Genomic DNA, 22,808 nt, shown 5'->3' with positions numbered 1-22,808 from the left:
CCGTGAACATGCTTCAACCGGCTGCTATCGCAGCCACCACCATGCGGAACGGTTGAACGTCATGACGCGATCCTAGTGGGCGACGGGGCGGAAGAGCAGGACGTCGACGCTCACGGTCGTGGCGATCAGCTCATGGCTGCTCGTCCCGGGGGAGTCGGCGGCGTGGTGGGCCGATGGCCCCATGGAGACCAGCTGCTCCGCTTCCGCGCAGTTCAGCTCTGCCCGATACTCGACCCGTTCCCTGCGCTCCAGCGAGAACAGCGCGGCCGCGTCATCGACGAGGCGTTCGGCCTTCTCTGCCGGGATGTCCAGCGCGCGGCCGTCGGCGCGGAGCTCCCCGATGTGCGCGGCGGTCGGGACGACGACGAGCAGGGCGCCGGAGGGGGCGAGCACTCGGTGGAACTCGGGGAGGTTGCGCGGCGCGAACACCGTCATGATCAGTCCTGCGGCGTCATCGCGGACCGGGAGGGGCTGCCAGGTGTCGGCGACGAGTCCGTCGCAGCGCGCACCGATGCCGCGCACCGTACGGGCGACGGCATGGGGGGAGATGTCCATGGCCAGGGCCGAGGCCTCGTGGCCCTGTGCGGCGAGCACACCGCCGAGGTAGTACCCAGTGCCACAGCCGGCATCGAACACGCTTTGAGGGCCCGATGCGAGCCCCAGGGAGGCGAACGTGGCCACTGCCTCCCGTACCGCAGCGTAGTGGCCGCTGTCGAGGAAGGCCTGCCTGGCGTCGAGCATCGCGGGGGAGTCCCCGATCATCCTGTTGCCGGATGCCAGCATGTTCACGTAGCCGCGTTTGTTGACGTCGAAGCTGTGCCCGTGCTCGCACCGTACGGCCAGCGGCGGCTGCGGCAGCAGCGGCTCACCGCAGTGCGGGCAGCGGAGCCACTCGGCGAGGCTCTCGAGGGTCACGGCGTTCCTTTCGGCTGACGGTGGACACAAATGAGAAGGGCGTTGGAGACGTGTGTACGTCTCCAACGCCCCGATCAAGCGGTTCTCGCTAGTGGTGCTCTCCGTGCGACTGCTCGATCTCCGCCTTGCTGACGGGAGCGATGCGGTCTTCGAAGAACCAGCGCGAGATGGCAGCACGCAGGTGCTGGCCGGCGGTGATCTTGCCCTTGGCGTTCGGGCGGATCATCAGCGGCTTGTAGTCCTTGTAGTCGACCAGGCGCCAGCGCTCGTACTCGTCGAGGGGCTCGTGCACCTCGATGAACTCGCCGCCGGGCAGCTTGACGATGCGACCGGACTCGAAACCGTGCAGGACGATCTCGCGATCCTTCTTCTGCAGGGCGATGCAGACGCGCTTCGTGATGAAGTAGGCCACAAACGGTCCGAGGATCAGCATCGCCTGGAGGCCGTGGATCACGCCCTCCATCGTCAGCTTGAAGTGCGTCGCGATGATGTCCGAGCTGGCCGCTGCCCAGAGGGCGGCGTAGAACGTGACACCGGCTGCACCGATCGCGGTACGGGTCGGAGCGTTGCGCGGGCGGTCGAGCACGTGGTGCTCGCGCTTGTCGCCAGTGATCCAGGCCTCGATGAACGGGTAGATCAGAACCAGCACGATGAAGATGCCGATGATGATCAGCGGAGCCAGGATGTTGAACGACCAGGTGCGGTCGAACAGCACGAACTCCCAGCCCGGCGGAACGAGACGCAGCGCGCCGTCGGCGAATCCGATGTACCAGTCAGGCTGGGTACCGGCGGAAACGGGGGACGGGTCGTACGGCCCGTAGTTCCAGATCGGGTTGATCGTGAACAGCGAGGCGATCAGCGTGACGATGCCGAAGACGATGAAGAAGAATCCACCGGCCTTCGCGGCGTACACCGGCAGGACCGGGTAGCCGACGACGGTCTGCTCGTTCTTGCCTGCACCCGGGTACTGCGTGTGCTTGTGCACGACGACGAAGAGCAGGTGCAGTGCGATGAACAGCACGACGATCGCGGGCAGCAACAGGATGTGCAGCGTGTACAGGCGGCCGACGATCTGGTCGCCGGGGAACTCGCCGCCGAAGAACAGGAACGAGGTCCAGGTTCCGATGACGGGGATGCCCTTGATGATTCCATCGATGATGCGGAGGCCGTTGCCGGAGAGCAGGTCATCGGGGAGCGAGTAGCCGGTGAAGCCCTCTGCCATGGCCAGGATGAAGAGCACGAAGCCGATCACCCAGTTGAGCTCACGCGGCTTGCGGAATGCACCGGTGAAGAAGATGCGGAGCATGTGCAGGCCGATGGATGCCACGAAGAGCAGGGCAGCCCAGTGGTGCACCTGGCGCATCAGCAGTCCGCCACGGATGTCGAAGGAGATGTCCATCGTCGACGACATCGCCGCCGACATGGCAACACCCTTGAGCGGCACGTAGGAGCCGTCGTAGTGCACCTCGACCATGGAGGCCTGGAAGAAGAACGTCAGGAACGATCCCGAGAGCAGGATGACGACGAACGAGAAGAGCGCCACCTCACCGAGCAGGAACGACCAGTGGTCGGGGAAGATCTTGCGACCGAACTCCTTGACGGCACCGGAGACGCTGGTGCGCTCGTCAAGGTAGTTCGCTGCGGCGGCCGTGAACCCACCGGGCTTCTGCGCTGCCGAGTCCGAGGACGTCGGTGCGCTCGTGGTAGTTGCGGTGCTCAATGACGCTCCCAGAAGCTCGGGCCGACAGGTTCAGTGAAGTCGCTCTGTGCGATGAGGTAGCCCTCGTCGTCCACAGCAATCGGCAGCTGTGGCAACGCGCGAGCGGCCGGTCCGAAGATGACCTCACAGTGGTTGGACACGTCGAACTGCGATTGGTGGCACGGGCAGAGCAGGTGGTGCGTCTGCTGCTCGTAGAGAGCGACAGGGCAACCAACGTGGGTGCAGATCTTGGAGTAGGCGACGATGCCGTCGTACGACCAGCCGGCACGCTCGGGAAGCTCGTGCAGATCCTCTGGCTTCAGGCGCATCAGCAGAACGACTGCCTTCGCCTTCTCCTCGAGGTAGCCCTCGCCGTGACCGAGGTCCGTGAGGCCCTCGGGGATCACGTGGAACGCGCTGCCCAGGGTGACGTCCGACGCCTTGATCGGAGCGCCGCTCGGGTCACTCGCGAGGCGGGTGCCCTTCGCCCACATGGTGTGCGAGAGCAGCTCGACCGGGTTCTCGCCCTGCGGCGCGAGGCCGCGGAACAGAACGACGGCGGGGAGCGGGAAGGCGACGAGCGCGCCGATCAGCGTGTTGCGGATCAGGGTGCGACGGCCGAAACCGGACTCCTCGTTGGCTTCCTGGAAGATCTCGACCGCGCGGGCGCGGGTCTCTTCCGTGCCACGGGTGGTGTGGCGGACGTCGATGCCCTCTTTGTCGGACATGAGCGCCTTGGCCCAGTGCACAGCACCGATGCCGATGGCGAGGAGCCCGAGGGTGATGCCGAGGCCGACGAACATGTTGTTCAGTCGCACGTCTCCGACGTTGTTCGACTCCATCGGGAAGAGCATGTAGGCGGCGACCGCCCAGATGCTGCCGACGATCGACAGGTAGAAGAGCGTGTAGACGGTGCGCTCTGCGCGCTTCTCAGCCTTCGGATCGACATCCGTGATGCGCGCGCGGTGCGGCGGCAATCCGGGGTCGGTCAGGGCGTCGCGCGTGATGACGGCGAGGCCTGCGGATTCTTCCGCATGGGCGAGGCCCGACGAATCGGCAGCGGTGATGTCCTTACCGCCGTTATCGTCCTGTGCCATGGTTCTCCTTTGTACGCTGTGTCATTGCTTGCGTAGATCAGTTGGACTTTGCCGTGATCCACACGGTCAGGGCAACAATCGCGCCGAGACCAAAGATCCAGATGAACAGACCCTCTGAAACGGGGCCGAGCGCACCGAGCTCGAATCCGCCGGGGGAGCGGTTGTCCTGCACGTACTTCAGGTACGTGATGATGTCGCGCTTGTCCTCGGGGCTGATGTTCATGTCGCTGAAGACGGGCATGTTCTGCGGGCCGGTGACCATGGCCTCGTAGATGTGCGTGCCGGAGACGTCGGTCAGCGCCGGGGCGAACTTGCCCTCGGTGAGAGCTCCACCTGCGCCGGCCACGTTGTGGCACATCGCGCAGTTGATGCGGAACAGCTCTGCGCCGTTTGCGGCGTTTCCGCCGCCGTCGACGAGTTCGGGATCCGGGATGGCGGGGCCGGGGGCCGTTGAGGCGACGAAGGCTGCGAGTGCCTTGATCTGCTCCTCGGTGAACTGGACAGGCTTCTCTTCGGCCTGCGGGCCGTGCATCTGCATCGGCATGCGGCCGGTGCCGACCTGGAAGTCGACGGCGGCGGCGCCGACACCGATCAGGCTCGGGCCGTCACCGGTGCCCTGGGCCTCGAGGCCGTGGCAGGTTGCGCAGTTCGCCTGGAAGAGCTTCTTGCCCTCGTCGATGGTCTGCTGCGAGGTGATGTCGGTCTCAGCCGACGCGGTGCTCGCACTGAAGGCGGTGTATGCGCCGCCGGTGAAGACCAGTCCGATTGCGAGCAGTGCGACGGTCGCCAGGGGATGACGGCGACCAGTCTTACGCGCTGCGCGTTTCGTGGGCTTGGGGTTCTCGGTCATGGGAAGTGATCCGCTCCTGATTGCTATTTGAGAACGTAGATGACCAGGAAGAGCCCGATCCAGACGACGTCGACGAAGTGCCAGTAGTAAGAAACGACGATGGCGCTGGTGGCTTCGCGGTGGCCGAAGTTGCGGCCCTGCACCGAGAAGAAGCGACCGATCACGAGCAGGAAGGCGAAGAGGCCTGCCGTCACGTGGATGCCGTGGAAGCCGGTGGTGATGTAGAACGCCGAGCCGTACGCGTTGGAGGAGAGCGAGATGCCCTCAGACACCAGGGTGGCGTACTCGAAGATCTGACCGGCGACGAAGATCGCACCGAGCGCGTAGGTGAGGAAGAACCACTCGACGGTGCCCCACTGCGTGGGCTTCCAGCCGGTGGAGCGCGCCTGCATCCTCTCGGCCGCGAAGACACCGAACTGGCACGTGAACGAGGACGCGATGAGGATCAGCGTGTTCGTCAGCGCGAAGGGGAAGTTGTGACGCGCGGTCTCAAACTCCCACAGCTCTGGGCTCGTGGAGCGCAAGGTGAAGTAAATGGCAAAGAGGCCAGCGAAGAACATGACCTCGCTGCCCAGCCAGACGATGGTGCCCACCGCCACGGTATTGGGCCTGTTGATGGCGGGCGCGCTGGCCGGCTGAGTAATTGAAGTGCTCGTCACTCCTCCATTATGGCCGAAATACTCGCAGGGTTTTCCCATTCAGGGCGGTCTGTCGCCGAAAACTTTGGTTAGGGGAGCCTTAGTTTCAACCCCAGAACGCTGAGAATCAGCGGTGAGTCACTGTGTATCGGCAGGGAATCTCTGTGCTCCTAGGATTGAGCACATGCTTGAGATTCAGTCGTGGCCATCCGTTCTCACTTCGCTGCTCGCCGGCGAAGACCTGAGTGTCGCGGATGCCGCCTGGTGCATGGATCAGGTCATGATCGGTGAAGCGAGCGAAGCTCAGCTCGCCGCGTTCCTTGTCGCGCTGCGGGCGAAGGGCGAAACCGTCAACGAAATCGTCGGTTTCCGCGACGCGATCCTGGACCACGCCGTGCCCCTCGAGGTCGATTCCATGGCACTGGACATCGTCGGAACGGGCGGTGACCGCTTCGGCACCGTGAACGTGTCGACGATGGCCTCCGTCGTCTCGGCCGCCGCCGGTGTTCCCGTCATCAAGCACGGCAACCGAGCGGCGAGCTCGGCATCCGGTTCCTCCGATGTGCTCGCGGCCCTCGGAATCGACCTCACCCTCTCCGCTGGGCGTGTCGCCGAGATTCTCTCCGAGGCCGGCATCACCTTCGCGTACGCCGCGGCGTTCCACCCCGGTTTCCGGCACGCGGGAGCGGTGCGCAGCCAGCTCGGCATCCCGACGGTCTTCAACTACCTCGGCCCGCTCTGCAACCCGGCCCGCCCCGAGGCATCCGCCGTCGGCGTCGCCCAGCTCGATCGGGTTCCCCTCTTCGTCGGCGTGTTCCAGACGCGCGGAGCAACCGCTCTCGTTTTCCGCGGGGACGACGGTCTCGACGAGATGACGACCACCGGCCACAGCCACGTCTGGGAGGTGTCGCGCGGTCTCGTGACCGAGCACGACATCGACCCCCGCGATCTGGGCGTGCAGCGGGCGAAGATGAGCGATCTGCTCGGCGGCGACGCCGAGCACAACGCGGCCGTCGTGCACCGCACCTTCGCGGGGGAGTCCGGACCTGTGCGCGACATCGTCCTCCTGAACGCCGCGGCCGGTCTCGTCTCCTTCGACCTGGCCAACGATCCGGCCCAGAGCCAGATCAGCATCCTCGAGCGTTTCAGCGCGAAGATGGCCGTCGCGGCGGAGACGATCGACTCCGGCGCGGCCGCGAGCAAGCTGGCCAAGTGGGTCGAGGCGTCGAAGGCGTAGACGCCCCGACCCACCGGCACTACTTGACGTCGTCGTCGACCCAATCGAGGGTCTTCGTGACGGCCTTCTTCCAGTTGCGCAACAGTCGCTCAGCTTCCTTCGGATCCATCTGTGGGGTCCACCGGCTGTCTTCCTGCCAGTTCGCGCGCAGTTCGTCGAGCCCGCTCCAGAATCCGACGGCCAGGCCGGCGGCGTATGCGGCGCCGAGCGCCGTCGTCTCGGCCACGACCGGGCGGACGACCGGAACGCCGAGGATGTCGGCCTGGAACTGCATGAGCAGGTTGTTGGCGATCATGCCGCCGTCGACCTTCAGCTCGGTCAGGTCGACGCCGGAGTCGGCGTTGACGGCATCCAGCACCTCGCGGGTCTGGAACGCGGTGGCCTCGAGGGCTGCGCGCGCGATGTGGCCCTTGTTCACGTAACGGGTCAGCCCGACCAGCGCGCCGCGCGCATCCGGTCGCCAGTACGGGGCGAAGAGCCCGGAGAACGCCGGCACGAAGTAGGCACCGCCGTTGTCCTCGACCGTCTGGGCGAGTGCCTCCACCTCCGCGGCCGAGCTGAACAGCCCCAGGTTGTCGCGGAGCCACTGGATCAGCGAACCGGTCACGGCAATCGAGCCCTCGAGTGCGTAGTGCGGCTTCGCGTCGCCGAGCTTGTAGCCGAGCGTCGTCAGCAGGCCGTTCTTGGAGTGGACGATCTCCTCACCGGTGTTGAAGATGAGGAAGTTGCCTGTCCCGTAGGTGTTCTTCGACTCTCCGGTGTCGAACGCGGCCTGGCCGAACGTGGCTGCCTGCTGGTCGCCGAGGATGCCGGCGATCGGGGTCTCGCGCAGCAGCGAGTTCTCGTGCGCGACCCCGTAGACCTCGGAGGAGGAGCGGATGTCTGGCAGCATCGACCGCGGCACGTCGAAGGCGGCGAGAATGTCGTCGTCCCACTGCAGGGTCTCGAGGTCCATGAACAGCGTGCGGCTGGCGTTCGTCACATCCGTGGCGTGCACACCGCCGTCGACGCCGCCCGTCAGGTTCCAGAGCACCCAGCAGTCTGTCGTGCCGAAGAGGAGCTCGCCGGCATCCGCCGCCTCACGCGCTCCCGGAACGTTCTCGAGGATCCAGACGATCTTCGTGCCGGAGAAGTAGGTGGCCAGCGGCAGCCCGACCTGCTGCTTGAAGCGTTCGACGCCGCCGTCGGCCGCGAGGCGGTCCACGATCGGCTGGGTGCGGGTGTCCTGCCAGACGATGGCGTTGTAGACGGGCCTGCCCGTGTTCTTGTTCCACACCACGGCGGTCTCGCGCTGGTTCGTGATGCCGACCGATGCGATGTCGTGACGGGTCAGGTTCGCCTTGCCGAGGGCCTGGCCGATCACCTCACGCACGTTGTCCCAGATCTGGGTCGCGTTGTGCTCGACCCAGCCGGCCTGGGGGAAGATCTGCTCGTGCTCGAGCTGCCCGGTCGAGACGATCGATCCGGCCTTGTCGAAGATGATGGCGCGCGAACTCGTGGTGCCTTGGTCAATGGCGAGTACGTAGTCAGCCATGGGGGTGCTCCTTTGCGAGAGTCGGTGAAGCGAGGGGTCTGAGGGTCAAAAAGAATGAGGGCCGGCTCGGATCTGCCGAGCCGGCCCTCTGGGGGTCAGGTGATGATGGGGAGCAACAGGAGGGCTGACCAGCCGGCGAGCAAGCCACCGATGATCGGGCCGACGACCGGGACCCAGGAGTAGCTCCAGTCCGAGCCGCCCTTGCCCTGGATCGGCAGGATGAAGTGCGCGATGCGCGGGCCGAGGTCACGGGCAGGGTTGATGGCGTAGCCGGTCGGGCCACCGAGGGAGGCGCCGATACCGATAACGAGCAGCGCAACGGGGAGCGCACCGAGGGATGCGAGCCCGCCCGCGTCACCGTTGCGGCCGAAGCCGATCACGACGAACACCAGCACGAAGGTGCCGATGATCTCTGTGACGAGGTTCCAGCCGTAGGAGCGGATGGCGGGACCGGTCGAGAAAACGCCGAGCTTGTTGGCCGGCTCCGGCTCCTGGTCGAAGTGCTGCTTGTACGCCAACCACACCACGACGGCGCCGATGATGGCTCCGATCAACTGCGCGCCGATGTAAGCCAGAACCGACACGGCAGAGACCGGGACTGTTACGCCGAGCGCGGCGTTGCCGAACTCGGTCGCGCCGTTGGCGACGAGGCCGAGCGTGACGGCTGGGTTGATGTGGGCGCCAGAGGCGTAAGCGACGATGACACCGGCGAAGACCGCGAGGCCCCAGCCGATGGTCACCATGAGGAAGCCGCCGCCGAAGCCCTTGTTTTTGGCAAGCGCGACGTTGGCGACGACTCCACAGCCGAGCAGCACGAGCATCGCGGTGCCGACCAGCTCTGACAGGAAGAGAACTCCGAGATTGTCCACGTTGACCTTTCTTGTTCGTCGCTGCGCGGCCGATCAAGGGCGTTGCAACGCTCCGATGCCTAACAACATAGTGCTGGGCGGCTCGGATGGGAATGGCCTGCCCCAAACCCCACGTCGCGGGCTACCGCGGGCGCGCATTTAGCCGTAGTTTGGGCTGAGTAGCCGAGTGATTCGCCTTCCACGCATCGGAGCGTGGAGGCCTTCAACGGAAGGAAAGCTTGTGAAGAAACTCATCAATGACCCGAAGAACGTCGTCACCGAGGCGGTCGGCGGCTTCGCCATCGCGCACAGTGACATCGTCCGTGCGGAGCTCGACCCCGTCTTCGTCGTGCGCAGCGATGCTCCGCGCGCCGGCAAGGTCGGAATCGTCAGCGGCGGTGGCAGCGGCCACGAGCCACTGCACGCCGGATTCGTCGGCTACGGCATGCTGGATGCCGCGGTGCCGGGCCCGGTGTTCACCTCGCCGACCCCCGACCCCATCGTCGCCGCCACGAAGGCCGTCGACGGCGGAGCAGGCGTGCTCCACATCGTGAAGAACTACACCGGTGACGTGCTGAACTTCGAGACGGCCGCCGACCTCGCAGCCGCTGACGGCATTGAGGTGGCATCCGTCATCGTCGACGACGACGTCGCGGTGAAGGACTCGCTGTACACGGCCGGCCGCCGCGGTGTTGCGGGTACGGTGCTGGTCGAGAAGATCGCGGGCGCTGCCGCCGAGCGGGGCGACGACCTCGCCGCGGTCGCCGCGATCGCCACGAAGGTCAACTCCCGCGTGCGCACGATGGGCGTCGCACTGACCGCCTGCGTCGTGCCGCACGCCGGCGAGCCGAGCTTCACGCTCGCCGACGACGAAATCGAGATCGGCATCGGCATCCATGGCGAGCCCGGCCGCGAGCGCATCAAGCTCGAACCGGCGGATGCCATCGTCGCTCGACTGCTCGGCGCTGTGCTGGACGACATGCCGTTCGCGGCGGGGGAGGACGCTCTGCTTCTCGTCAACGGCATGGGCGGAACGCCGCAGGTGGAGCTCTACATCGTCTACCGTCGTGCCGCCGAGATCCTCGCCGAGCGCGGAGTGACCGTTGCCCGCTCGCTGGTCGGCAACTTCACGACCTCGCTCGAGATGCAGGGGGTGTCGATCTCGGTGCTCAAGCTCGATGACGAGCTCACCGCGCTCTGGGATGCCCCGGTGCAGACCGCTGCGCTGCGGTGGGGGCGCTGATGGGCGCGAGCCTCGGAGCGGACTGGGCACGGGCCTGGATCACCGCATCGGCCGAGGTTTTGGCCGAGAACCGGGTGGCCCTGATCACCCTCGATCGGGAGATCGGCGACGGCGACCACGGCGAGAACATGGACAGGGGATTTCAGGCGGCGCTCGGCAAGCTCGATGAGCTGCCGGACTCCGCCACCCCTGGCGACGTTTTCAAGGTCGTCGCTACGACGCTCATCTCCACGGTGGGAGGAGCCGCTGGCCCGCTCTACGGCACGGCATTTCTGAAGGCATCACTCGCGGTCGGCGCGGAGGAACAGCTGGACGCCGCTGCGCTCGTTCTGGCGCTCACCGCCGCCAGAGACGGCGTGGTGCTCCGGGGCAAGGCGGAGCCGGGAGACAAGACGATGATCGACGCGTGGACGCCGGCCGTCGACGCCGCCACGGCCGCTGCCGCAGCCGGAGCGAGCCCCTACGAGGTGCTGAAGGCGGCAGCGGACGCCGCGGAACGCGGCGCGGAGGCTACCGAACCACTCGTGGCCCGCAAGGGGCGCGCCAGCTATCTGGGGGAGCGGGCCATCGGCCACCGCGACCCCGGGGCTCAGTCAAGCGCATTGCTGCTGCGCGCGGCAGAGCAGGTTGCCCGGGCAGGAGCACAGGCATGACCGCCGCCAGGGTCGGCCTCGTCTTCGTCTCGCACAGCGACAAGATCGCCGACGGCCTGCGCGAACTCGCCGGCCAGATGGCGCAGAACGCGCCGATGGCCGCGGCCGGTGGCACGGATGACGGCCGGATCGGCACGAGTTTCGGCAAGGTGTCCGCGGCCATCGCGGCCGTCGACCAGGGTGTCGGCGTCGTCCTGCTCTGCGATCTCGGCTCGGCCATCCTGACCGCGGAGACCGCGCTGGACTTCCTCGACGATTCCGTGCGCGAGCGCGTGCGCATCGTGGACGCGCCCCTGATCGAGGGCGGCGTCGCCGCCGCGGTCGCGAGCGAGGTCGGCGGCACGCTGCACGCGGTCATGGAGGCGGCGGAGTCGGCAGGCGGCACGACAGCGCTGAGCGCGGGAAGCGCGGAATCGGCGGAGCAGGCGGAGCCCGAGCCGGCGAGCGGCTACTCGCGCACCGTGACGTTGATCAACAAGGACGGCTTGCACGCGCGCCCCGCTGCCGACTTCGTCAAGCTCGCGAACACCTTCCCAGCGCGGGTGACGGTGAACGGCACCGATGCACGCAGCCTGCTCGGCATCATGGCGATGGGGTTGGTCAAGGGAACGACGATCGTGCTGGCCAGCGAGGATCCGGTCGGCTCTGACGCGGTCGATGCACTGGCCACCCTGGTCGAGTCGGGCTTCGGCGAGGCCTGACTCTGTTGACGAGCGACGCGGCGGGCGTAGTATGACGCCATGAGCCGCGACGATGTCACGCAGGCTGAAGAAAATGCCTTCGTGCGATTCTTTGAACGAGTGAACAGGCAGGTCGAGAAAGCAATCGGTTCTCCTCCGATCTCCGTGGGCGCCGAGGAGGAGGTTCCGGTCGCCCTGAGGCTGTGTCCACTCTGCGGGCATCAGATGCGCGAGCACAACATCGACGAGTCGAGCGCGAACGTGATCGTGCACTGCCCCGTGCCCGATGACGCGCGGCGACCGAGCCCCGCGCACCACGAGCCACTGGGGGAGCTGGGCATGCCGGCATCCGCGCATCGGCTGGAGAAGCTCGCCAAACGCGAGTGACCGTCGGCCCGGGAGGGTAGGCTCGCACTCATGAAGGCGCTGCAGGAGCGAATGGCGGTCACACTGACCGTCGCATTCGTCGCGTACGCGCTGGTGCTGCAGACGCCGTCGGATGCCGCGCTGCTCACCACCGCGGTGATGCTCGCCGCCGCATTCACCCTCGGTGCCCGCTATCTCGCGGTCGGCATCGCGGCGGGGGAGTTGCACGTCGGCGCCCGCTCACGGGCGCACAGCGAGGTGCTCTCGCGCGCCATCGAGCCACAGCATCCGAACACAGCGGGCAGGCCCCGCACCAGGGCTCCGGCCCGGGCAGAGGCGACCGCGTAGTCAGCCTGCTGCGAATCGATGGATTCGCAGGCAGCGGCGCGGTCGCGTATGTGACCGCACATTCCTCTGCCTGATTGGACCCTCCCTCGTGGATCTCTACGCTTTCGCGCCCATCGCGGCGCTGCTCGAACTTGCCTCAACGGCCGTCAACGGCCTCGCCTCCCTCTTCACGCCGCTCGCCGGCGCCTCAGCGATGGCACTCGCCATCGTCGCCCTCACCGTCCTGGTGCGCATCTACTTGATCCCGCTCGGTGCCGCCCAGGCGCGGGCAGAGGTCACGCGGCGCAGGATGGCGCCGAAGCTGCGCGAGCTGCAAACCCGGCACAAGAAGAACCCGGAGAAGCTCCAGCGTGCGACTCTGGAACTGTACGCAGAGGAGAAGGCGTCCCCATTCGCGGGCATGCTGCCCGCGCTCGCGCAGGCCCCGGTGCTCTCCATCGTCTACGGCCTCTTCATCCTCGCCACGATCAACGGCCACCCCAACGAGCTGCTGCACGAGACGCTGCTCGGGGTTCCGCTCGGCTCCAGCTTCCTCGCCGTCGTCAACGGGAGTTCCGCCTGGCCGGGAGCCGCCGTCTTCCTCGGGCTGTTCGCGGTGATCGCCGCGGTCGCGTACACCTCGCGCCGAGTCATGCTCGCCCAGCAGGCGCAGTCTACTGAGGAGGTGCCGGCCGCGATGGCCAGGGTCAGCGGCGTGCTGAGTTGGATGCCGTTCATCACGGTGATCTTCGCCGCGATCGTGCCGTTGGCGGCAACGCTCTACCTCACAGTCACGACGGCATGGACGCTCGTCGAGCGGCACATTCTGCGCCGTCGCGCGGAACGACGGGCCTCGACCGCTGAACTAACAACATGATGAAGTAACATCACAGTGTGTCTGATTCTGCTTCCATCGCTGCCCTTGACCGCCTGTTGCAGCTCACCGTGCTGCTCGGGCGCGACATGGACGAGAGCCTGGCGCGCGACGGGATCTCCCGATCGCGCGCGCCGGTTCTGTGGGTGATTGCGGCGGCCGGGCCGCGAACGCAGCGCGAGCTCGCCGATTCCCTGCACGTGAGTCCCCGAAACATCACCGGGCTCGTCGACGGGCTCGTTGCCGACGGTTTTGTGACCAGGGAGCCGCACCCGAACGACCGGCGCGCCACGCTGGTTACGTTGACCGGTGCCGGGGAGGCGCTCGTCGCCAAGCTGGCAGCGGAGCAGGACGAGTTCACCCGTCAGCTCTTCGGTGATTGGAAGCCAGCCGAATTGGCTGCCTTCTCGCGCGGCTTGGACCGGACCGTCAACCGTCTGCAGCAGCTCATCGAAGCGGCGGCAACGTGATGGCGTCCAGGCTGCGCACCGCGGTGGAGTTCGAAGCAGCGGATCAGCGGCCTTCGTCCGGGATGCGCGCTCCGTGCCGGCCGCTGCGTCATCGCACTGAGCGCCGGGCGACAGGCGCGTCTCGGCTTCGTACACTGGAACGGTGAGCACCGAACCCTCGACCTCCAACACAGCAGCGCTGGAGTATGTCGCCGCCGTCGCGCATCCCGTGCGTCGACGCGATGCGCAGACGCTTCTCGAGTTGTTCGGACGGATCACGGGGGAGTCGCCCGTGCTGTGGGGTCCGTCGATCGTCGGATTCGGGCAGTATCACTACAGGTACGCCAGCGGACGTGAGGGTGACGCGCCTGCCGCGGGCTTCTCGCCACGCAAGGCAGCAATGTCGATCTACCTGGCCGACGGCATCGGCGCGCACGACGACGCGCTCGCGCGTCTCGGAGAGTTCACGTCAGGCGTCGGATGCCTCTACATCAAGGACCTGGACAAGGTCGACCTCGCCGTGCTCGAGTCGATCGTCCGGTCCTCCCATGCCACTCTTACCGCGAGAAAGTAGCTGCCGCTCGTTCCCTCGGCGCCGTGCCGGGGTCAGAACGGCGGGGTATCCGGGAAGTTCGTTGTGGTTTCGACAGGCTCAACCAGCGGGGGCGGCTCAAACGGCGGGGCTGGCGGGTCGCCCGGGGGTTTTCGGCTGCTGGGTGGGGCCGGGTGCGTGTCGTAGATCCCGCCGGCCGGGCTGACCCAGCGCAGACCACCCAGCCCAAGCTGCCGGACCCGCCAGCGGGAGTTGTGCTTGAGGCGGTGGTGTTTCTTGCACAGCACCGCCAGGTTGTCCTCTTCGCTGAGCCCGTCGTACCCGAAGGGGTGGGTGTGGTCGATCTCGGACCGTTCCGCCTTCCGGGTGCAGCCGGGGAAACGACAGATCTGGTCCCGATACAGGATCCACCGGCGCAACGCCTTCGTCAGCGGGTACTTCCGCGGGTCCAACTGCAGCGGGGTCCCGTCGACCGGGTCGACGAGGATCCGGTGCAGTGTCGGGGCTGCGGCGACGAGCCGGCGGGCGGTGTCGGCGTCGATCGGCCCGTAGCCGTGGAGCTCCGCCGGGTCATCGGTCTGGCCGATGAGGGTCGCGTACGGGATAGTCAGCTTCGGCACGGCGACGAAGACCTCGGGGCGAGAGAACGCCAGCCCGGGCATCTGCGACGTCGAGGCGCCGTCTGCGGGCGGAGCGGGTGGGCTGAGCAGCAGTTCGGCGGCGATGTCCGCCTCGAGCTGGGCGTGCGGCCCCGAGGTCAGCGCGGCTGCCGTCTCGGGCAGCTCGGCGCTGTCCAGGGCCTCAGCCTGGGCCTGGTCGGCGAGGTGGCTGATCCGTTCGGTGATCGCGATCGCCTTCTCCGCTTCCAAGTACAGGTGCAGCCACGCCATCCCGTCCGCATCGGGTTCGAACCACAGCCGGCGCTCCGCCCGGCCCTTCGCCGCCCGCACGGTGAGGGAGTCGGGGTGGAGGCGTTCCCGGATCCGGGCCGCCGTCCGGCGGAACGCGGTCGGCGTTTGTGCGGCCGCCTGCACCAGTGCTTCCGCTTCGAAGCGGGCATGGAGTTCGGGTGGGAGAGTGACGGCCTGGGCGAGGATCTCACGGACGTGCCGTTGCCCGACCGTCCCCGCGGCGAGGGCGGACAGAGATTTGGTGAAGACGGTGCCGAGTTGCTTCGCCTCGTAGATGAGTCCGGTCATGGTGCGCTCGTGCACCCGCAGCGCGAGGGCCAACTCGGAGGTGATGCTGCGGAGCGCGAACTCCTCCTCGATCCGTCGCGACCGACCCATCGGGTCCGCGGTGGCAATCGCGTGGGAGCGGGCGGTCTCGATGAAGCGGTACTGCTCCGCCTGGGCGGCACCGATCGAGGATTGGACCGCGGCGAGGCCGGTGAGGCATCCAGTGATGACCGGGTCGGCGGCCGATCCGGGGAGCTGCAACAGTGCTTCGCTCATGGCTAGATCGTCTCACCGACCACCGACACGGCATTCCGCAAACAGGCCTCGAATCTGGGGTTATCCACAGGCAGCACCGACCGTGATGGAACCGTGACCAACGGGGTTTCGACAAGCTCAACCGGCGGAGTGTTCGGTTGTGTCAGGGCTTCGGTCGCTGGCGCTCCCTCAAGCCAGCGTGGGTTGCGCGGGATTCCGCGAGGGTTCAGGGCTTCGGTCGCTGGCGCTCCCTCCAGCCAGCGTGGATTGCGCGGTGTTCGGCGAGGGCTCGGGGCTTCGGTCGCTGGCGCTCACACGAGCCAGCGTGGGAGGAGCGGGGGCGGCGAGGTCAGTCGGCGTGCGTGTCTCGAGCACGCCGCGCCTCCTCCTTGATTGTCCGCGCTTGGATCACGTCGTGGAGCTCCGCATTCTGCGCGGTGGACACCGCGGAGGTGTCCCGCAACTGGATGAATATGTGCGCCTCCGCGGCCCGCCCGCTGCGGAGCTGCCGCATCCGCTCCAGCTCCGCGTCGAACTCGCCGCCGAGCAACAGCGCAACGTTGCTCAACCACAACCAGAGCAGGAAGACGAGCGCACCACCGATCGCCCCGTAGCTGCGGTCGAAGGAGGAGAAGTTGGCAAAGTACAGGGTCAGTCCGAGCGATGCGAGCACCCAGACGGTCAGTGCGCCGGCGGCGCCGACACTCATCCAGCGGAGCCGCGGGTGTTTGACGTTCGGCGAGAAGTAATAGAGGAGCGCGATCACGGTTGCGGCCAGGGCGAAGGCAAGAGGGACGCGCACGATGTTCCATGCGAGCACCGCCGCGTCACTCAAATCCAGGCCGCCGAGCATTTCGCCGCCCAGGAGCATTGCCCCGGCGGCAAGGAGCAGCAGGAACACCAGAAGCGCTCCGAGGGGAACAGCGGCGACGCGCAGCTTCCATGCCGTTCGCCCCTCTGCGACCCCATAGATGCTGTTCATGGCCCTGCCGAACGCCGTCACATATCCGGATGCCGACCACATCAGTAAGAAAAGTCCGAGCACGAACGCATAGCCGGCCGGCGCCTCTGCCAGCGCGGCGAAGAGCGCTCGCACGCTTTTCGCCGTCTCGTCGGACCCCAGCGATGCGATCGTGTCCACGGTGAAGCGCATCACTCTGCTCGTCTCGCCGAGCATGCCGAGCAGCGACACCAGGACGAGCATGGTCGGAAAGGTCACGAGCGCAGAACGGAACGCAAGCGCAGTGCTCTGGTCCAGGCAGCGGTCGCGGCGGAACTCCTTCACGCTGCGCGCGAGAACGTAGCGCCATTGTGCGGAGTTGAGCGCCGCGGGGCTGTGCGGCGCCGCCGCGCCGGGTCGCTCGTCCTGGCCGTCCGGCTGCTGCGCAGGATGCGTGCGGCTTGTCATCCCCTCAGTACACTCTGCGCGTCGGATCCGGGCAAGCCGCTTGCGCACGGCTCATGCGATGCGTCGCGCCGGCGACGTTCGCAGCGGCGCCGATAGAGTGAGGTCACTCTCATGCTTGAACTCATTGGCGATCTCCTCATCTACGGCGCAGCCGTCGCGCTCAGCCCGATTCCACCGATTGCAGTCATCCTGCTCCTGCGCTCGCGCTCCGGCCTCGGCGCCGGGGCGGCGTTCCTGGCCGCCCGCCTCCTTGTTCTCGTGCTCGTCGCCGCCGTTGTCGCCCTCGGGGCCGAGCTGTTGCCCGAGCAGGGCGACGCGTCACCGGTGACCGCCGTGCTCCGAATCGGGCTCGGCATCGGACTGATCGTTCTCGCGGCCGTCAAGTGGCGCGCTCGCCCGAAGTCGGGGGAGACCGCAGCACTGCCCTCGTGGATGGCGTCATTGAACAACAGCACCATGGGCGGAGCCGCTCGCAGCGGCATCCTGCTCTCCGCCGTCAACCCCAAGGAGCTCGCGTTCGGCGTCGGCGCCGGCCTGACGATCGCGAGTGCGCATCTCGGCACAGCGGGAATCGTCGTCGCGAGCGCCGGCTATGCGGTCCTGGCGTGCATCGTGCTCATCGTCGCGGTTGTTGGCTGTTGGCTTGCCGAGGAGCGGGTGGGCCCGGCGCTGGATTCCGTGCGCGCCTGGCTTGTGCAGAACTATGCGGTCGTGGTTGCCATTGTTCTGCTTCTCATCGGCGTTGTGCTGATCGGGGAGAGCCTCGGCAGCTTCTGACTAAGCTGACTCCCATCAGCTGATCGCAAGGAGGCAGGCCATGGGCGTGACGGGAATCGGCGGGCTTTTCTTCCGCAGCACGGATCCGGAGGCACGGGCGGCCTGGTACAGCGAGCACCTCGGCATCGAGGCGGGGCAGAGCGGCGTCTGGGAACAACAGGCGGGCCCGACCGTGTTCGCACCGTTCCCCTCCGACAGTGACTATTTCGCCGCGGAACAGCCCTTCATGCTCAATCTCCGTGTCGACGAGCTCGACGCCATGGTGGCGCGGCTCGAGGCCGCCGGGATCAGCGTCGAACGCCGCCCAGAGTGGACGGGCACCGACTACGGCAGCTTCGCCCGCATCCATGACCCCGAAGGACTGCCGATCGAGCTGTGGGAGCCGGCGGGCTAGGCGCCCTGGGCGATGAGCGCGTCCAGGCTGTGCATAAGTGCGGCAAGGTCGATCGGGCCTGACGTGTCGAATCGGATGCAGTGGCCGACCTCAAGCGGCGCCGCATCGGCGCACCACTGCTCCCACGGCACGCGGGCCTGGGCTCCCACCGGGTGGATCGCGTGTCGGATGCGCGCGTCATAGCGTTCCCACGCCAACTCCGGGGAAACATCGCACCAGATTTCGACCACGTCGGGGCTGCCAGACCTGGCGATACCGGCGAGGACGAAATCACGATCCCGCTGGCTGTACCACCACGACTCGACGATGGCGGCGTCTGGAATCGCGGCGGCAAGCTCCCACATCGTCTGCGACGCGATCTGACCGAGACGTGTGCTCGACACGGTGCCGAGCGCCACGTCAGCGTACGTCTCCTTCAGCACATCCTTGGAGATGACGGGAACGGCGAGCGCCGCCGAGAGCTGGCGCCCGAGTGTGGATTTCCCAGAACCGGGCAGACCATTGATCAGGATGAGGGTTGCGGCCATACGCCTAGTCTGGCCGACCACCGGGCCGCAGCGGCTGTGCGACGGCCATCGTGCGCCACTACACTCGGCGCATGGTGAACGCAGCGTCGTCTTCAGTGAGGGTCCGATCGGCCAACGCCAACGATCTCGACGCCCTGGTCGAGCTCAGTGTCGGCATTCAGCAACTGCACGCGACCGGTCGGCCGGACCTATTCCGCGCCCCAGAGCGCGCGTCGCTCCGGGACTTCCTGCGGTCGCGACTCGACGACACGAGCATCGTCCTGGTGGCTGTCGACGACGGACGGGCGGTTGGCTACGTCCTTGCCGAAGAGCTCAGGCGGCCCGTGAGCCCCTTCCGGCATCCGTCACATTCGCTGTACGTGCATCACATCGCCGTCGCCCCATACAGCCAACGCACCGGCGTTGGAAAGCTCCTTCTCGACGAGATCAGTACCTATGCGTCGTCGATGGGGGCGGACGCCGTACGACTCGACTCCTGGGCATTCAACGACGACGCGCACGACTTCTTCCGGACGCAGGGCTTTGTGGCCAGCAACATCGTCTTCGAACGCCCGCTTTCGGCCCCCACGAGCAGCGCGGACCGTTGATGACGTTCACGATCCAGCAGCCGTCGCAGGCGGATGCCCCACACATTGCCGCGCTCCACGTGGCCACCTGGCGGGAAGCGTACTCCCGGCTTGTGCCTGCCGAGTTCTTCGCTGAGCGGCACTTTCAGGAGCGCCGCGCCCAGTAGGAGCGGGATCTCAACAGCGTGAAGGAACCCGACAGTCCGTGGATCGTCCGTGTCGCGCGCACTGGCGACGAGCCGATTGGCTTCGCGATGGCCGGGCCGCGCCTCGAGTCGGATGTGCAGAAGCTGCCGGGTGAGCGCCAGTTGTACAGCCTCTATCTGCTGGCGAACTGGCACGGCAGTGGTGCCGGCCAGGCCCTGCTTGACGCCGTGCTGAACGGTCAGCCGGCAGTGTTGTGGGTGGCCCAGGAGAATCCGCGTGCGATCGCGTTCTATCGTCGGAACGGCTTTGAGTTCACCGGTGACGAGCAGACCGACCCCGAGATGTCGGGCCTCACGACCGCCCAGATGCGGCGCTAGGACGCCTTCGGCCGGGCGACGCTACCCGCGGAGAGCCTCAGGGACAACCCCCTTGCAAGCGCGAATCGTCTCTCACAAGCTGTGACAGACCACCCACTTTTTCGGCGGAGACCCCATGACCGCGACGATTCGCCAACGATCTACCCGGCCGATGGCTATGCCGGAGGCCAGGGGCCCTGCCTCGGCGGCACTCAACACGTGGCTGGGCAGCGGATCGGGGCAGCGGCCGGCATCCGTGATGCACGACGTGCGGCGCGCCATAGACGACAGCGAATCAGTCTTAGATGACGACGACATCCAGCTCGCCCTCTTCGTACTGTATGAGCTGCACTATGGGGGAGTCGCCGGCGTCGACGAGACTTTCGAGTGGAACCCGGAGCTGCTCGAGGTGCGGGCCGAGATCGAGAGGTCATTCGAGGCAGAGTTGCGCAGAGAGGTTAGTCAGCCGCACGCGGTCCGCGGAGTCTCGGAGGCCCTGTTCGAACTCGTCCGCGGCGACGACGGGCCCAGCCTGTCTCGGTTCGTCGAATCGGAGGCGAGCCTCGAGCAGTACCGCGAGGTGCTTGTGAACCGGTCCATCTACACGCTCAAGGAGGCCGATCCGCACAGCTGGGCGATCCCGCGCCTGCACCGCGGCGCGAAGGCCGCCCTCGTGGAGATCCAGGCTGACGAATACGGGGGAGGGCGCCCGGACCGACTCCACGCCACGATCTTCGCCCGATGCATGGAGGAGCGTGGCCTCGACAGCAGTTACGGCGCATACGCGGACCACGTGCACGCGAACGTGTTCGCCTCGCTCAACACGATGTCGCTGTTCGGGCTGCACCGCCGGCTGCGCGGTGCGATCGTCGGGCACCTCGCCGCCTATGAGATGACATCGTCGTTGCCCTGCCGCGCCTACGCCAACGGCATCCGTCGTCTGGGGCTCGGCCCCGAAGCAAGCGACTACTTCGACGAACACGTCGAGGCGGATGCCGTGCACGAGCAGATCGCCGCGCGCGACCTCGCCGGGGCACTGGCCACGGACGAACCCGAGCTGGTCGACGACATCCTCTTCGGCGCGGCAGCCTGCCTGACCGTGGACGGGAACCTGTGGGGGAGCGTGTTGAAGGCGTTCACCGAGGGGCGCTCGTCGCTGCGCATGGCGGTCGCATGACCAGGCCGAGCGAGGTGTCGGTGACCGCGTGCCCGAACGGGCCACTGATCGTGCGGGGCGACGTTGAGTTGCGCGGCGAGGACGGCGATGTGCTGCCGAGGACGCGCAAGACGGTCGCACTCTGCCGCTGCGGCGCCTCCACGATCCGTCCGTACTGTGACGGAAGCCACACGCTCGTCGGGTTCCGCACGGAGCGCCCGCCCGCGTCTCCGGCCGTCGAGTTCGACTGAGGAAAGGGCTACGGTGACCCCATGCGAAAGCTCATCGTGCAGCAGTGGGTGACGGTCGACAACATCGCCGCGGAGGACGACGGCGGGCTCAGCTTCGTGGCGGGCGAGCCATTCGACGACACCGTAACAACTCCGTTCAAGAGCAGCCTGATGGGCTTCATCGACTCGGTCGACACGATGATTCTCGGCGCGAACACCTACACGCAGTCCAAGGATTACTGGCCGCACGCTGAGGAGCAGGGGGAGTACGGCCACAAGCTCAACACGCTCGCCAAGTACGTCGCATCGTCGGCACTGGATGACGCACCCTGGGGCGACTTTCCGGCGGCGACGGTGACACGCGACCCCGCAGGCACGATCCGGGAACTCAAGACGCAGAGCGGCAAGGACATCTGGCTGTGGGGGAGCCTGACGCTGATGCGATCTCTGATGGATGCCGGCATCGTCGATGAACTCCGCCTGCTCGTCTGCCCGGCATCCCGCGGCACCGGCAGGCGCATCTTCGAGGATTCGCGCACCCTGAGCCTGCTCGAGGCCACGCCGTTCGACAACGGCGTGGTGCTCCTGCGTTACGCGATCACGAACTAGGCAGTCGATGTGGGAGGCTGCCTACATGGTTTCCCCGCAGGCGCTGAGTGAATCCGACCGGCGGCAGGTCGCCGCATGGGCGGCCGACTGTGCTGAACGGGTCCTGCCCGTCTTTGAAGCGGAAGCCCCATCCGACGCTCGACCCCGTGAGGCCATCGCCCGAGCCCGGGCGTTTGCTCGCGGTGAGCTCGACACTGCCGGCGAGATCCGCCAACGGTTCGTCGCAGGGCGGGCCGCGCACGCGGTGAGCTCTCCTGCGGCTGCGGCCGCCGCGCGCGCCGCTGCACAGGCCGCAGGCGTCGCCCACATGGGCGCGCACGCGCTCGGTGCGGCCGCGTACGCCGCCAAGGCGGTCGGGCTGGCGGCTCCAGACCGTCCTGCGGCCGTCGACGAGGAGATTGCCTGGCAGCTTGAGCAGCTGACGCAGCAGCCGAGGTCCGCGCTGCGGAAGCTGCCACTGCTCGGTGAGGACTCAGCTGGGCCGCTTGGCCCAGGACTTCTCGCCTCTGGAGTCCTCGGCTCAAGTATCCGGCAACTCCAAGCGGCCATAGCCGGCTCCTAGGATTCCACTGTGCCGGTATTCCTTGACCTTGATAACACTCTCGTAGATAGAGACGCCGCATTTTCGCAGTGGGCCGACGTTGCAGTCGCGTCGTGGGGTGGTGAGGCGTCGGACGCCGAATGGCTGATTCGAGCGGACGCGCACGGCTACACGCCTCGTGCTGAGTTGGCAGCGATGATCCTCGAGAGATTGAAGCCTGATACTTCCGACCTCGATGTCCTTGTCGCGCAGCTGCTCTACGAGCACGTCGACTTCATCGAGTGTTACCCCGGCGTCTTGGCACAGCTCGACGGCTTGGCTGCAATCGGTGAACGTCTCGTGATCGTCACAAACGGAGATTCCCAACAGCAGCGGATGAAGCTTCGGCGCACTGCGCTCGCTGAGATTGTGACCGGCAGCGTCATCTCAGGCGAGCTTGGCTTCAAGAAGCCCGACGCGCGAATCTTCGCGGCTGCACGCGAAGTTGCTCAGGCGGACGGAATCGCCTGGATGGTCGGTGATCACGCCGAAGCCGATATCGCAGGGGGGCGGGCAGCCGGGTTGGCAACTGCTTGGGTGGCTCACGGTCGGCTCTGGTCGGAACCATGGGCGCCGACGCTAATGTGTGACGGGACTGCGGAGGTGCTCGCGTTGATCAACAGCTCCGTGCGAAGTGCCCGCTGAGTCGACTTCTCGCTTCG

The 22,808-nt window shown here is 66.9% G+C and carries 29 protein-coding genes; 19 read left to right on the top strand and 10 right to left on the bottom strand.

Annotation, left to right across the window (positions count from 1 at the left end):
- Positions 1–72 precede the first annotated feature (72 nt).
- The 5 genes from EV379_RS07825 to ctaE form a co-directional block, all read right to left on the bottom strand.
- Positions 73–915 carry a putative RNA methyltransferase gene (locus EV379_RS07825; protein WP_130505643.1) on the bottom strand — a complete coding sequence of 281 codons (843 nt, stop codon included), beginning with the start codon at positions 913–915 and terminating at the stop codon, positions 73–75.
- Positions 916–1,003: 88 nt separating this feature from the next.
- The gene (qcrB, locus tag EV379_RS07820) at positions 1,004–2,635 is read right to left on the bottom strand and encodes a cytochrome bc1 complex cytochrome b subunit (protein WP_130505642.1); all 1,632 of its coding nucleotides are present in this window, start codon (positions 2,633–2,635) and stop codon (positions 1,004–1,006) included.
- Positions 2,632–3,711 carry a cytochrome bc1 complex Rieske iron-sulfur subunit gene (gene qcrA, locus EV379_RS07815; RefSeq protein WP_130505641.1) on the bottom strand — a complete coding sequence of 360 codons (1,080 nt, stop codon included), beginning with the start codon at positions 3,709–3,711 and terminating at the stop codon, positions 2,632–2,634. Before qcrA ends, qcrB begins: the two co-directional genes overlap by 4 nt.
- Before the next feature lie 37 nt (positions 3,712–3,748).
- Positions 3,749–4,561, bottom strand: coding sequence for a cytochrome bc1 complex diheme cytochrome c subunit (qcrC, locus tag EV379_RS07810; protein WP_130505640.1), 813 nt, complete (start codon positions 4,559–4,561; stop codon positions 3,749–3,751).
- 23 nt (positions 4,562–4,584) lie between these two features.
- Entirely contained in the window at positions 4,585–5,259 is a 675-nt protein-coding gene (gene ctaE / locus EV379_RS07805) for an aa3-type cytochrome oxidase subunit III (RefSeq protein WP_082492290.1), read from the bottom strand.
- Between the two features lie 124 nt (positions 5,260–5,383).
- On the opposite strand from ctaE, the gene trpD reads away from it, so the two are divergent.
- The gene (trpD, locus tag EV379_RS07800) at positions 5,384–6,436 is read left to right on the top strand and encodes an anthranilate phosphoribosyltransferase (RefSeq protein ID WP_130505639.1); all 1,053 of its coding nucleotides are present in this window, start codon (positions 5,384–5,386) and stop codon (positions 6,434–6,436) included.
- Between the two features lie 19 nt (positions 6,437–6,455).
- Here the strand turns inward: trpD and glpK are convergent, their stop codons facing one another.
- Together glpK and EV379_RS07790 are read right to left on the bottom strand one after the other, a co-directional pair.
- Positions 6,456–7,970: a glycerol kinase GlpK gene (glpK, locus tag EV379_RS07795; RefSeq protein WP_130505638.1), complete on the bottom strand. Its 1,515-nt coding sequence runs from the start codon at positions 7,968–7,970 to the stop codon at positions 6,456–6,458.
- A 95-nt stretch (positions 7,971–8,065) separates the two neighbouring features.
- The gene (locus EV379_RS07790; RefSeq protein ID WP_130505637.1) at positions 8,066–8,839 is read right to left on the bottom strand and encodes an MIP/aquaporin family protein; all 774 of its coding nucleotides are present in this window, start codon (positions 8,837–8,839) and stop codon (positions 8,066–8,068) included.
- Between the two features lie 220 nt (positions 8,840–9,059).
- On the opposite strand from EV379_RS07790, the gene dhaK reads away from it, so the two are divergent.
- The 8 genes from dhaK to EV379_RS07750 all read left to right on the top strand — a co-directional run bounded on the left by dhaK (position 9,060) and on the right by EV379_RS07750 (position 13,984).
- Positions 9,060–10,061: a dihydroxyacetone kinase subunit DhaK gene (gene dhaK, locus EV379_RS07785; RefSeq protein ID WP_130505636.1), complete on the top strand. Its 1,002-nt coding sequence runs from the start codon at positions 9,060–9,062 to the stop codon at positions 10,059–10,061.
- Positions 10,061–10,714, top strand: a complete 654-nt coding sequence (dhaL, locus tag EV379_RS07780) for a dihydroxyacetone kinase subunit DhaL (protein WP_130505635.1) — start codon at positions 10,061–10,063, stop codon at positions 10,712–10,714. The genes dhaK and dhaL overlap by 1 nt, the downstream gene beginning before the upstream one ends.
- The gene (gene dhaM / locus EV379_RS07775) at positions 10,711–11,415 is read left to right on the top strand and encodes a dihydroxyacetone kinase phosphoryl donor subunit DhaM (RefSeq protein WP_130505634.1); all 705 of its coding nucleotides are present in this window, start codon (positions 10,711–10,713) and stop codon (positions 11,413–11,415) included. Before dhaL ends, dhaM begins: the two co-directional genes overlap by 4 nt.
- 39 nt (positions 11,416–11,454) lie before the next feature.
- Positions 11,455–11,781, top strand: coding sequence for a hypothetical protein (locus EV379_RS07770; RefSeq protein WP_130505633.1), 327 nt, complete (start codon positions 11,455–11,457; stop codon positions 11,779–11,781).
- Positions 11,782–11,811: 30 nt separating this feature from the next.
- Positions 11,812–12,108, top strand: a complete 297-nt coding sequence (locus tag EV379_RS07765; protein WP_130505632.1) for a hypothetical protein — start codon at positions 11,812–11,814, stop codon at positions 12,106–12,108.
- 88 nt (positions 12,109–12,196) lie between these two features.
- Positions 12,197–12,964, top strand: a complete 768-nt coding sequence (locus EV379_RS07760; RefSeq protein ID WP_130505631.1) for a YidC/Oxa1 family membrane protein insertase — start codon at positions 12,197–12,199, stop codon at positions 12,962–12,964.
- Between the two features lie 17 nt (positions 12,965–12,981).
- A complete protein-coding gene (locus EV379_RS07755) occupies positions 12,982–13,431 on the top strand; it encodes a MarR family winged helix-turn-helix transcriptional regulator (protein WP_207226211.1) in 450 nt (149 codons plus the stop codon).
- Positions 13,432–13,573: 142 nt separating this feature from the next.
- The gene (locus EV379_RS07750) at positions 13,574–13,984 is read left to right on the top strand and encodes a DUF1801 domain-containing protein (RefSeq protein WP_130505630.1); all 411 of its coding nucleotides are present in this window, start codon (positions 13,574–13,576) and stop codon (positions 13,982–13,984) included.
- 32 nt (positions 13,985–14,016) lie between these two features.
- On the opposite strand, the gene EV379_RS07745 is transcribed toward EV379_RS07750, so the two are convergent.
- Both EV379_RS07745 and EV379_RS07740 read right to left on the bottom strand, forming a co-directional pair.
- Positions 14,017–15,417, bottom strand: a complete 1,401-nt coding sequence (locus EV379_RS07745) for an HNH endonuclease signature motif containing protein (protein WP_130505629.1) — start codon at positions 15,415–15,417, stop codon at positions 14,017–14,019.
- Positions 15,418–15,745: 328 nt separating this feature from the next.
- Positions 15,746–16,804, bottom strand: a complete 1,059-nt coding sequence (locus EV379_RS07740; protein ID WP_130505628.1) for a YihY/virulence factor BrkB family protein — start codon at positions 16,802–16,804, stop codon at positions 15,746–15,748.
- Between the two features lie 111 nt (positions 16,805–16,915).
- On the opposite strand from EV379_RS07740, the gene EV379_RS07735 reads away from it, so the two are divergent.
- Positions 16,916–17,581, top strand: coding sequence for a GAP family protein (locus EV379_RS07735; RefSeq protein ID WP_130505627.1), 666 nt, complete (start codon positions 16,916–16,918; stop codon positions 17,579–17,581).
- A gap of 40 nt (positions 17,582–17,621) precedes the next feature.
- Positions 17,622–17,975 (top strand): VOC family protein, encoded by a 354-nt coding sequence (locus EV379_RS07730; RefSeq protein ID WP_130505626.1) that lies wholly within the window; start codon positions 17,622–17,624, stop codon positions 17,973–17,975.
- Here EV379_RS07730 and EV379_RS07725 read toward each other — a convergent pair.
- Positions 17,972–18,502 carry a P-loop nucleotide/nucleoside kinase family protein gene (locus tag EV379_RS07725; RefSeq protein ID WP_130505625.1) on the bottom strand — a complete coding sequence of 177 codons (531 nt, stop codon included), beginning with the start codon at positions 18,500–18,502 and terminating at the stop codon, positions 17,972–17,974. The two genes, EV379_RS07730 and EV379_RS07725, sit on opposite strands and share 4 nt — an antisense overlap.
- Before the next feature lie 71 nt (positions 18,503–18,573).
- Here EV379_RS07725 and EV379_RS07720 point away from each other — a divergent pair, with 71 nt between their 5' ends.
- The 8 genes from EV379_RS07720 to EV379_RS07690 all read left to right on the top strand — a co-directional run bounded on the left by EV379_RS07720 (position 18,574) and on the right by EV379_RS07690 (position 22,791).
- A complete protein-coding gene (locus tag EV379_RS07720) occupies positions 18,574–19,089 on the top strand; it encodes a GNAT family N-acetyltransferase (protein WP_130505624.1) in 516 nt (171 codons plus the stop codon).
- Positions 19,089–19,235 carry a hypothetical protein gene (locus EV379_RS17385; RefSeq protein ID WP_242616286.1) on the top strand — a complete coding sequence of 49 codons (147 nt, stop codon included), beginning with the start codon at positions 19,089–19,091 and terminating at the stop codon, positions 19,233–19,235. The genes EV379_RS07720 and EV379_RS17385 overlap by 1 nt, the downstream gene beginning before the upstream one ends.
- 18 nt (positions 19,236–19,253) lie before the next feature.
- Positions 19,254–19,592 (top strand): GNAT family N-acetyltransferase, encoded by a 339-nt coding sequence (locus tag EV379_RS07715; protein ID WP_242616285.1) that lies wholly within the window; start codon positions 19,254–19,256, stop codon positions 19,590–19,592.
- 151 nt (positions 19,593–19,743) lie between these two features.
- Positions 19,744–20,748 carry an iron-containing redox enzyme family protein gene (locus tag EV379_RS07710; protein ID WP_242616284.1) on the top strand — a complete coding sequence of 335 codons (1,005 nt, stop codon included), beginning with the start codon at positions 19,744–19,746 and terminating at the stop codon, positions 20,746–20,748.
- Positions 20,745–20,978, top strand: coding sequence for a CDGSH iron-sulfur domain-containing protein (locus tag EV379_RS07705; protein WP_130505622.1), 234 nt, complete (start codon positions 20,745–20,747; stop codon positions 20,976–20,978). The genes EV379_RS07710 and EV379_RS07705 overlap by 4 nt, the downstream gene beginning before the upstream one ends.
- 21 nt (positions 20,979–20,999) lie before the next feature.
- Positions 21,000–21,566 carry a dihydrofolate reductase family protein gene (locus EV379_RS07700; RefSeq protein WP_130505621.1) on the top strand — a complete coding sequence of 189 codons (567 nt, stop codon included), beginning with the start codon at positions 21,000–21,002 and terminating at the stop codon, positions 21,564–21,566.
- A gap of 25 nt (positions 21,567–21,591) precedes the next feature.
- Positions 21,592–22,128 (top strand): putative immunity protein, encoded by a 537-nt coding sequence (locus EV379_RS07695; RefSeq protein ID WP_130505620.1) that lies wholly within the window; start codon positions 21,592–21,594, stop codon positions 22,126–22,128.
- 9 nt (positions 22,129–22,137) lie between these two features.
- Positions 22,138–22,791 (top strand): HAD family hydrolase, encoded by a 654-nt coding sequence (locus EV379_RS07690; RefSeq protein WP_130505619.1) that lies wholly within the window; start codon positions 22,138–22,140, stop codon positions 22,789–22,791.
- The last annotated feature ends 17 nt before the right edge of the window (positions 22,792–22,808 follow it).

Origin of the sequence: Microterricola gilva, from assembly GCF_004217495.1 — a bacterium.
GTDB lineage: Bacteria > Actinomycetota > Actinomycetes > Actinomycetales > Microbacteriaceae > Microterricola > Microterricola gilva.
The sequence above is the reverse complement of the archived record's forward strand: the minus strand, read 5'-3'. Positions and strand labels throughout refer to the sequence as shown.

What these genes read in the sequence shown, in the direction of transcription:
- qcrA (WP_130505641.1), bottom strand. Translation starts at nt 3,711, where the DNA reads ATGGCACAGGACGATAACGGCGGTAAGGACATCACCGCTGCCGATTCG.
- qcrC (WP_130505640.1), bottom strand. Translation starts at nt 4,561, where the DNA reads ATGACCGAGAACCCCAAGCCCACGAAACGCGCAGCGCGTAAGACTGGT.
- ctaE (WP_082492290.1), bottom strand. Translation starts at nt 5,259, where the DNA reads ATGGGAAAACCCTGCGAGTATTTCGGCCATAATGGAGGAGTGACGAGC.
- trpD (WP_130505639.1), top strand. Translation starts at nt 5,384, where the DNA reads ATGCTTGAGATTCAGTCGTGGCCATCCGTTCTCACTTCGCTGCTCGCC.
- glpK (WP_130505638.1), bottom strand. Translation starts at nt 7,970, where the DNA reads ATGGCTGACTACGTACTCGCCATTGACCAAGGCACCACGAGTTCGCGC.
- dhaL (WP_130505635.1), top strand. Translation starts at nt 10,061, where the DNA reads ATGGGCGCGAGCCTCGGAGCGGACTGGGCACGGGCCTGGATCACCGCA.
- dhaM (WP_130505634.1), top strand. Translation starts at nt 10,711, where the DNA reads ATGACCGCCGCCAGGGTCGGCCTCGTCTTCGTCTCGCACAGCGACAAG.
- EV379_RS07770 (WP_130505633.1), top strand. Translation starts at nt 11,455, where the DNA reads ATGAGCCGCGACGATGTCACGCAGGCTGAAGAAAATGCCTTCGTGCGA.
- EV379_RS07765 (WP_130505632.1), top strand. Translation starts at nt 11,812, where the DNA reads ATGAAGGCGCTGCAGGAGCGAATGGCGGTCACACTGACCGTCGCATTC.
- EV379_RS07745 (WP_130505629.1), bottom strand. Translation starts at nt 15,417, where the DNA reads ATGAGCGAAGCACTGTTGCAGCTCCCCGGATCGGCCGCCGACCCGGTC.
- EV379_RS07740 (WP_130505628.1), bottom strand. Translation starts at nt 16,804, where the DNA reads ATGACAAGCCGCACGCATCCTGCGCAGCAGCCGGACGGCCAGGACGAG.
- EV379_RS07735 (WP_130505627.1), top strand. Translation starts at nt 16,916, where the DNA reads ATGCTTGAACTCATTGGCGATCTCCTCATCTACGGCGCAGCCGTCGCG.
- EV379_RS07730 (WP_130505626.1), top strand. Translation starts at nt 17,622, where the DNA reads ATGGGCGTGACGGGAATCGGCGGGCTTTTCTTCCGCAGCACGGATCCG.
- EV379_RS07725 (WP_130505625.1), bottom strand. Translation starts at nt 18,502, where the DNA reads ATGGCCGCAACCCTCATCCTGATCAATGGTCTGCCCGGTTCTGGGAAA.
- EV379_RS07720 (WP_130505624.1), top strand. Translation starts at nt 18,574, where the DNA reads ATGGTGAACGCAGCGTCGTCTTCAGTGAGGGTCCGATCGGCCAACGCC.
- EV379_RS17385 (WP_242616286.1), top strand. Translation starts at nt 19,089, where the DNA reads ATGACGTTCACGATCCAGCAGCCGTCGCAGGCGGATGCCCCACACATT.
- EV379_RS07710 (WP_242616284.1), top strand. Translation starts at nt 19,744, where the DNA reads ATGGCTATGCCGGAGGCCAGGGGCCCTGCCTCGGCGGCACTCAACACG.
- EV379_RS07705 (WP_130505622.1), top strand. Translation starts at nt 20,745, where the DNA reads ATGACCAGGCCGAGCGAGGTGTCGGTGACCGCGTGCCCGAACGGGCCA.
- EV379_RS07700 (WP_130505621.1), top strand. Translation starts at nt 21,000, where the DNA reads ATGCGAAAGCTCATCGTGCAGCAGTGGGTGACGGTCGACAACATCGCC.
- EV379_RS07695 (WP_130505620.1), top strand. Translation starts at nt 21,592, where the DNA reads ATGGTTTCCCCGCAGGCGCTGAGTGAATCCGACCGGCGGCAGGTCGCC.